This window comes from Streptomyces sp. NPDC059477, from assembly GCF_042749375.1.
Lineage (GTDB): Bacteria > Actinomycetota > Actinomycetes > Streptomycetales > Streptomycetaceae > Streptomyces.
On sequence record NZ_JBHYUG010000160.1, the window covers coordinates 1 to 9,229 of the forward strand.

General features: G+C 75.6%; 2 protein-coding genes. Both read left to right on the forward strand.

The annotated features are described in order from the left end of the window. Positions 1 to 1,831 (forward strand): condensation domain-containing protein (locus ACFXAZ_RS38655; protein WP_384601510.1); only part of this gene is annotated, 1,831 nt, incomplete at its 5' end. Between the two features lie 111 nt (positions 1,832 to 1,942). Next, positions 1,943 to 9,229 (forward strand): amino acid adenylation domain-containing protein (locus ACFXAZ_RS38660; RefSeq protein ID WP_384601513.1); only part of this gene is annotated, 7,287 nt, incomplete at its 3' end.

Genomic DNA, 9,229 nt, shown 5'->3' on the forward strand with positions numbered 1-9,229 from the left:
GTTGCCGTTGACCGACAACGGCAAGGTCGATCACCGGGCGCTGCCCGCGCCGGTGTTCGCGTCCGGCGCGGGCCGGGAGCCGCGTACCGTCACCGAGAAGCTGCTGTGCGAGCTGTTCGCCGAGGTGCTCGGGCGGGAGCGGGTCGGGGTGCGGGACAGCTTCTTCGAGCTGGGCGGCGACTCGATCATGTCGATGCAGCTCGCCGCGCGCGGCACCCGCCGGGGCGTGGTGTTCAGCGCGCAGGACGTCTTCGAGCACGAGACCCCGGCCGCCATCGCCGCCGTCGCCCGCCTGGACACCGACGGCGACACCGACCGCGACGGCGACACCGGGCCCGTACCGCCGACCCCCGCCGTCGCCGCGTCCGGCGCCGCCGCCGCGCGCCCCGGGTTTGCCCAGTGGACGGTGGTCGGCGCGCCGCCCGCGCTGGGACTTGAGACCCTCACCGCGGGGCTCGGCGCCCTGCTCGACACCCACGACATGCTGCGCGCGCGGGCCGAGGACGGGCCCGTACTGGTGGTCGGGGAACGGGGCGCCGTCGACCCGGCGGACCTGATCTCCGTACTGCGCGTGACCGACCCCGGCGAGCTGGACGGGGCCGCCCAGCGGGCCGCCCGCGCGGCGGCGGGACGGCTCGACCCGGCCGCCGGCGCGATGCTCCGGCTGATCTGGGTGGACGCCGGGCCCGACCACGTGGGCCGGCTGGTGTTCGTCGCGCACCACCTGATCGTGGACGGCGTGTCCTGGCGGATCCTGCTGCCCGACCTCCGCGCCGCCTGCGAGGCCGCCGCCCAGGGCCGTACCCCCGAAACCGCCCCCGTCGGCACCTCCTACCGGCGCTGGGCCACCCTTCTGGAGTCCGCGGCCCTGCACCCGGACCGGGTCGCCGAACTCGACGGCTGGCGCGGGCTGCTGCGCGACGGCGACCCCCTGATCGGCACCCGGCCGCTCGACCCGGCCCGCGACACCGCCGCCACCACCGAACGCCACACCTGGACCCTGCCCGCGCCCCAGGCCCGGGTGATCGTCGAACGGACCCCCGGCGTCTTCCACTGCGGTGTCCACGACGTGCTCCTCGCCACCCTCGCCGCGGCCGTCGTAGAGTGGCGCACCGGGACGGGCCGGGATGTTCGGGATGTTCATCATGTTCAGGATGTTCAGGACGTCCGGGATGTTCTGGTGGATGTCGAAGGGCACGGCCGTACGGCGCTGTCCGGCGCCGAACTGTCCCGTACCGTCGGCTGGTTCACCGGTGTCCACCCGGTCCGTATCGACCTCGAAGACCTCGACCTCGGCGCCGCCGCGAACGGCGGACCGGCCGCGGGCGCCCTGCTGAAGGCCGTCAAGGACCAGACGCGGGCCGTCCCCGGCGAGGACGGCCTCGGCCACGGCCTGCTGCGCCACCTCAACCCCGACACGGCGGCCGTGCTGGCCGCGCTCCCCACCCCCCAGGTCGGCTTCAACTACTTGGGCCGTTTCCCCGCCCCGACGCCGGACGTCCACCCCTGGCAGCCCGCCGGTCCCCAGGCGATCGGCGGCTCCAACGCCCCCGACATGCCCGTCAAGCACGTCCTCGGCGCGGGCGCGGTCATCCGCGACAGCGCCGCCGGACCCGAACTCTCCCTCCTCCTCGCCCACCCCACGGGCCCGCTCGACACCGCCGCCGTCACCCGCCTCGGCCACACCTGGCTACGGCTCCTCGGCGGCCTCGCCGCCCACACCACCGACCCGGCGGCCGGCGGTCACACCGCCTCCGACTTCCCGCTCCTCGACCTCGACCAGGACGACGTCGACGAACTTGAGGCCGAGTTCGCCGACGAGGCCCCGTAGCCGACGGCCCACGGCCACCGATCCACCGCCGCCCGTCCCCCCTGTCCCCGTCGCCTGTCCCCGCCGCCCCGCCCCGTCCGGCCCCCGCACGTCTGTGAGGAGAGTTACGCGATGACCCGATCCCAGGTCGAGGACGTCTGGCCGCTGTCGCCGCTCCAGGAGGGCCTGCTCTTCCACGCGGCCTTCGACAGCGACGGGCCGGACGTCTACCAAGGGCAGCGGCTCCTGGACCTGGACGGCCCCGTGGACGCCGGCCGGCTGCGCGCGTCCTGGCAGGCGCTGGCCGCCCGGCACCCGGTGCTGCGGGCGGGCTTCAGGCGCCGCAAGTCGGGCGAGGCGGTCCAGGTCATCGCCCGCAGCGTCGAACTCCCCTGGCGGGCGGAGGATCTGACGGGACTGGACGCCGAGGCGGCCGGGGCCAAGATGGCGGAGCTGGCCGCCGAGGACCGCGCCCACCGCTTCAGCCTCGCCGCCCCGCCGCTGCTCCGGCTGCTCCTGCTGCGGCTGGCCGACGACCGGCACCGGCTGGTCATCACCAGCCACCACATCATCATGGACGGCTGGTCCATGCCCGTCCTGCTGCACGAGCTGACCGACATCTACGCGGCCGGCGGCGACTCCTCCCACCTGCCCGCCCCCAGCTCCTACCGCGACTACCTCGCCTGGCTGGCCCGCCAGGACAAGGACGCCGCCCATACCGCCTGGCGGGCCGAACTCCTCGGCGCCGACGAACCCACCCTGGCCGCCCCCGCCGACCCGGCCCGCACCCCGGTGCTGCCCGAGAGCCTGATCGCCGATCTCGCCGAGGAGCCGACCGCCCGGCTGACCGCGTTCGCGCGCAGCGCCGGCCTCACCCTCAACACGGTCGTCCAGGGCGCCTGGGCCATGGTCCTGGCGCGGCTGTCGGGCCGTACGGACGTGGTCTTCGGCGCCACCGTCGCCGGGCGTCCCGCCGGGCTCGCGGGCGTCGAGTCGATGATCGGCATGTTCATCAACACCCTCCCGGTGCGCGTCGCGCTGGACGCCGAGCGCCCGGCGGTGGAGGTGCTCAAGCAGCTCCAGAGCCGTCAGTCCGCGCTCATCGCCCACCAGCACGTCGGCCTCGCCGAGATCCAGCGGCTGGCCGGCCCGGCCGCCACCTTCGACACCCTCGTCGTCTTCGAGAACTACCCCCGCCCGCCCGAGCGACCGGCCGCCCCCGACGCCTTCACCCTGCGCTTCGCCGCCGGTCAGGAGACCGCCCACTATCCGCTGACCCTGGTCGCCGTCCCCAAGGAGCGGATGCTCTTCAAGCTCGACTACCGCCCCGACCTCTACGACCGTGCCACCGCCGAGGCGATCTTCGGCCGGGTCGTCCGCGTCCTGGAACAGCTCGCCGCCGACCCCCGGCAGCCGGTCGGCCGCATCGACGCCCTGCGCGACTCCGAACGGACCCTGGTCGTCGACGACTGGAACACGACCGGCACCGCGACCCCGCAGGCGTCGTCCGTCCCGGAGCTGTTCCGGCGCCGAGCGGCACGGACGCCTCAGGCGGTCGCCGTCTCGGACGGCACCCGCGAGCTGACCTACGCCCGGCTCGACGCGGACTCCGCCCGGCTGGCCGCCCACCTCGCCGCCGAAGGCGTACGTCCCGGAGACCGCGTCGCCGTCGTCCTGGAACGCTCCGCCGAACTCGTCACCACCCTGCTCGCCGTCTGGCGCGCGGGCGCCGCCTACGTACCCGTGGACACCGGCTACCCGGCCGAGCGGATCGCGTTCCTGCTCGGGGACTGCGCCCCGGCGGCCGTGGTGTGCTCCGGCGCGACCCGGGCGCTGATACCGGACGGGACACCCGGACGGCTCGTCGCGCTGGACGACCCGTCGTTCACGGAGGACGGCGGTGCGGCGGCCGGCACGGTGGGGCCGCCGCCCGTCGTGGACCTCGGCCCGGACGATCTCGCCTACGTGATGTACACCTCCGGGTCGACGGGGACGCCCAAGGGGGTCGCCGTGCCGCACGGGAGCGTGGCGGCGCTGGTCGGGGAGCGCGGCTGGGGCGTCGGCGCCGGGGACGCGGTGCTGTTCCACGCCCCGCACGCCTTCGACATCTCGCTGTTCGAGGTGTGGGTGCCGCTGGCGAGCGGCGCCCGGGTGGTCGTCGCCGAACCGGGTGTCGCGGTGGACGCGGCGGCGATACGGCGGCACCTCGCCGCCGGGGTCACCCATGTGCACGTCACCGCCGGGCTGTTCCGCGTCCTCGCCGAAGAGGCGCCCGAGTCCTTCGCCGGGGCGCGGGAAGTGCTGACCGGCGGGGATGTCGTACCGCTGCGGGCGGTGGAGCGGGTCCGGGCGGCCTGCCCGGAGGTACGGGTGCGGCATCTGTACGGGCCCACCGAGATCTCCCTGTGCGCGACCTGGCAGGTACTGGAGCCGGGGGCCGGGACCGGGCGGGTGCTGCCGGTCGGGCGACCGCTCACCGGGCGGCGGGTGTATGTCCTGGACGCCTATCTGCATCCCGTGGCGCCCGGGGTGACGGGCGAGCTGTACATCGCGGGCGCCGGGCTGGCCCGGGGGTATCTGGGGCGGGCGGGGCTGTCGGCGGAGCGGTTCGTGGCGTCGCCGTTCGCCGCCGGGGAGCGGATGTACCGCACCGGGGACCTGGTGCGCTGGACCGACGACGGGGAACTGCTCTTCGTCGGGCGGGCGGACGCGCAGGTGAAGATCCGGGGGTTCCGCGTCGAGCGGGGCGAGGTGGAGGCCGCGCTGGCGGCCCGGCCCGGTGTCGCCCAGGCCGTCGTGATCGCCCGCGAGGACCGGCTGATCGGGTACGTCGTCCCGGACGGGGAGGGGGACGAGGGGGGCGACGGGGACGGCCTGGACGCCGACGCGCTGCGTGAGCGGCTCGCCGCCGTGCTCCCCGAGTACATGGTCCCCGCCACCCTGATCGTGCTCGACGCGCTGCCGCTCACGGTCAACGGCAAGGTCGATCACCGGGCGCTGCCCGCTCCGGACTTCGCCGGGCGGGCGACGGGCCGGGAGCCGCGTACCGAGGCGGAGCGGGCGCTCGGCGAGATCTTCGCGGCGGTGCTCGGGCTGGACCGGGTCGGGGCCGAGGACGACTTCTTCCACCTGGGCGGCGACTCGATCACCTCGATGCAGGTGGTGTCCCGGGCCCGGCGCGCGGACCTCGTCCTGACCCCCCGGCAGATCTTCGACCTGCGCACACCGGAGCGGCTGGCCCTCGCCGCCCGGCCCGCCGAACCGGTTCGGGCCGGGGACGGTGACGGCGACGCGGTGGGTGAGCTGGGCCGGACGCCCGTCATGCGGGCGCTGGGCCCGGCCGCCGCGCGCCCCGGGTTCGCCCAGTGGGCGGTGGTGGCCGCGCCGCCCGGCCTGGACCCCAAGCACCTGGTGACCGCGCTCGGCGCCCTGCTCGACACCCACGCCATGCTGCGGGCACGATCCGGTGAGGGCGGACGGCTCGTGGTCGGGAAGCGGGGCGGCACCGATCCGGCCGCGCTGATCTCCCGCGTGGAGCCGGAAGCCTCACAGGACACGGACGAGGCCGTGCAGCGAGCCGCGCGGGAGGCGGCGGACCGGCTGGACCCGGCGGCCGGGACCATGGTCCGGCTGGTCTGGCTGGACGCCGGGCCACAGCGGACCGGGCGGCTCGCCCTGGTCGTGCACCACCTGGTGGTGGACGGCGTGTCATGGCGCATCCTGCTGCCGGATCTGCGGGCCGCCTGCGAGGCCGCCGTAGCGGGCCGTACCCCCGAACTGGAGCCGGTGGGCACCTCCTTCCGCCGCTGGTCCACCTTGCTGGAGACCGAGGCCCGCACCCCGGCCCGTACCGCCGAACTGGACGCCTGGCGGCGCATCCTCGCCGACGGCGACACCCCGCTCGGCGCCCGCCCGCTCGACCCCGCGCGCGACACCGCCGCCACCCTGCGCCACCGCTCCTGGACCCTGCCGCCCGGCCAGGCCCGTGACCTGCTCGCCCGGACCGCCGCCGCCTTCCACTGCGGTGTCCACGAGGTGCTGCTCGCCACGCTGGCGGGCGCGTTCGCCCGGACCCGGCCCGGCACGGACACCGCCTTGCTGGTCGACGTCGAGGGCCACGGCCGCGAACCGCTCGCCGACGCGGAACTGTCCCGTACCGTCGGCTGGTTCGCCGACACCCGGCCCGTCCGGCTGGACACCGCCGACGTCGACCTCACCGACGCCCTGGCCGGGGGACCGGCGGCGGGTGCCCTGCTGAAGGCGGTCAAGGAACAGGCGCGGGCGATCCCCGGGGACGGCCTCGGCCACGGCCTGCTGCGCCACCTCAACCCCGACACGGCGGCCGTCCTCGCCGCACTCCCCACCCCCCAGGTCGGCTTCAACTACCTGGGCCGTTTCCCGGGCGCGGGTGCGGAGAACGCCCTCTGGCAGCCCGTCGGCCCCGCCGCGCTCGGCGGCTCCGTCGCCCCGGACACCCCCCTCGTCCACACCGTCGAGGCGGCGGCCGTGCTCCGCGACACCGCCGAAGGACCCGAACTGACCGTCACCCTCAACTGGGCCGACGGCATCCTGGACGCCCCCGCCGCCGACCGCCTCGGCACCACCTGGCTCGCCCTCCTCACCGCCCTGACCACCCACCTCGCCGACCCGGCGGCGGGCGGTCACACCCCGTCCGACTTCCCGCTCCTGCCCCTCACCCAGTCCGACGTGGAGGAACTGGAGACAGCCGTCCCCGCCCTCACCGACGTCTGGCCGCTCTCCCCGCTCCAGGAGGGCCTCCTCTTCCACACCGCCTACGACGGCCAGGGCCCCGACGTCTACGAGACCCAGCGCGTCCTCGATCTGACCGGCCCCCTGGACGCCGACCGGCTGCGCCGCTCCTGGCACGCCCTGGTCGCGCGGCACGACATGCTCCGGGTGAGCTTCCACGAACTCGCCGACGGCCGCAGCGTCCAGGCCGTCACCGGCACGGCCGCACCGCGCTGGCGCGAGGCCGACCTCACCGTTTCCGCCGAAGCCGAAGCCGAAGCCGGAGCCGTCGCCGAGGCGGACGCCCTCGCCAAGGCCGACGAACTCGCCCGCCAGGAACGCGCCGAACGCTTCGACCTGACCGGCGCCCCGCTGCTGCGCCTGCTCCTGATCCGGTTCGGCGAGCGGCGCCACCGGCTGGTGCTGACCTCCCACCACATCCTGCTGGACGGCTGGTCCACCCCGGTCGTCCTCGCCGAGGCGTCCCGGATCTACGCATCCGGCGGTGACCCGTCCGCCCTCGGCCCCGCCCCCTCCTTCCGCGACCACCTCGCCTGGCTCGCCCGGCAGGACAAGGAGACCGCCCGCGAGGCCTGGCGGACGGAACTCGCGGGCGCCGACGAGCCCACCCTGATCGCGCCCACGCCCGCCGGCCGGGCCCCGGCGCCCACCGAAGGCGACTCGGTCCTCCTGACCCGGGAACTGACCGACGCCCTCACCTCCGTGGCCCGCGCGCACGGCCTCACCCTCAACACCCTCGCCCAGGGCGCCTGGGCGATGGTCCTCAGCCGCCTCGCCCGCCGCACCGACGTCGTCTTCGGCATCTCCGTCGCGGGGCGCCCGCCGGAGCTGGCGGGCGTCGAGTCGATGGTCGGGATGTTCCTCAACACCCTGCCGGTGCGGGTGCGCCTCGACGGCGCCGAGAGCGTGGCCGCGCTGCTGACCCGGCTCCAGACCCGGCAGTCCGCGCTCCTCGCCCACCAGCACGTCGGGCTGGCGGAGATCCAGTCGCTGTGCGGGCCGGGCGCGGTGTTCGACACCATGCTGATGTTCGAGAACTACCCGGGCGGCACCACGGAACCGGCCGCCGGCACCGACACCGGCACCGACGACCGCGTCACCGTCGAACGCGTCGCCACCCGCGCCAGCACCAGCTATCCCCTCGCCGTCGGCGTGATGCCCGGCGAACGGCTGCGCGTGCACATCACCTACCGCCCCGACCTCTTCGCCCACGACGAGGCCCTCCACCTGGCCCGCCAGCTCGAACGCGTCCTCGAACAGATCGCCGCCGACCCGACCCTCCCGGTCGGCCGTCTCGGCGTCACGGCCCCGCTGGAGCGCGGCCTGGTGGTCCAGGGCTGGAACACCACCACGGGCCCGACACCCCCCGCCTCCGTCCTGCACGCGTTCCGCGCCCGCGTGGCCGAGACCCCCGACGCGACGGCGATCGTCCACGGCGAGCGGCGGCTGTCGTACGGCGCACTGGACGCCGCCTCCGACCGGGTGGCCGGGTATCTGCACGCTCAGGGCGTCCGGCGCGGTGACCGGGTGGCGGTCCGGCTGGAGCGGTCGGCCGAGCTGATCGGCGCCCTGCTGGGCGTGTGGAAAGCGGGGGCGGCGTACGTCCCCGTCGACAGCGCCTATCCCGCCGAGCGGGTCGCGTTCGTGCTGGCGGACTCCGCGCCGGTCGTGACGCTCGACACGCCGCCGGGCCTGGACAGCGGGCACGAGCCGCCGTCGTACGGCACGACCGGGGACGATCTCGCCTATGTGATGTACACCTCCGGGTCGACCGGGACGCCCAAGGGGGTCGGTGTGCCGCACGGGAGCGTGGCGGCGCTGGTCGGCGAGCGGGGGTGGTCGATCGGCCCCGGGGACACGGTCCTCTTCCACGCCCCGCACGCCTTCGACATCTCGCTGTTCGAGGTGTGGGTGCCGCTGGCGAGCGGTGCGCGGATCGTGGTGGCCGAGCCGGGTGTCGCGGTGGACGCGGCGGCGATACGGCGGCACCTCGCCGCCGGGGTCACCCATGTGCACGTCACCGCCGGGCTGTTCCGTGTCCTCGCCGAAGAGGCGCCCGACTGCTTCGCCGGGGCGCGGGAAGTCCTGACCGGCGGGGACGTCGTCCCCCCGGCGGCCGTGGAACGTGTCCGGGCGGCCTGCCCCGAGCTGCGGGTCCGGCATCTGTACGGGCCGACCGAGGTCTCCCTGTGCGCGACCTGGCAGGTGCTGGAGCCGGGGGAGGAGACCGGCCCGGTGCTGCCCATCGGCCGGCCGCTGACCGGTCGGCGGGCGTATGTGCTGGACGCCTTCCTCCAGCCGGTGCCGCCCGGCGTTTCCGGCGAGCTGTACCTCGCGGGCGCCGGGCTGGCCCGGGGGTATCTGGGGCGGGCGGCGCTCACCGCCGAGCGGTTCGTGTCTTCCCCCTTCGCGGCCGGGGAGCGGATGTACCGCACCGGGGACCTGGCCCGCTGGACCGATGACGGTGAGCTGGTGTTCGCCGGGCGGGCCGACGCGCAGGTGAAGATCCGGGGGTTCCGGGTCGAGTCGGGCGAGGTGGAGGCCGCGCTGGCGGCCCTGCCCGGCGTCGGTCAGGCGGTCGTGGCCGGCCGTGAGGTCCGCCCCCGCGCGAAGCGCCTCTACGCGTACCAGATCCCCGACGGAACCGCC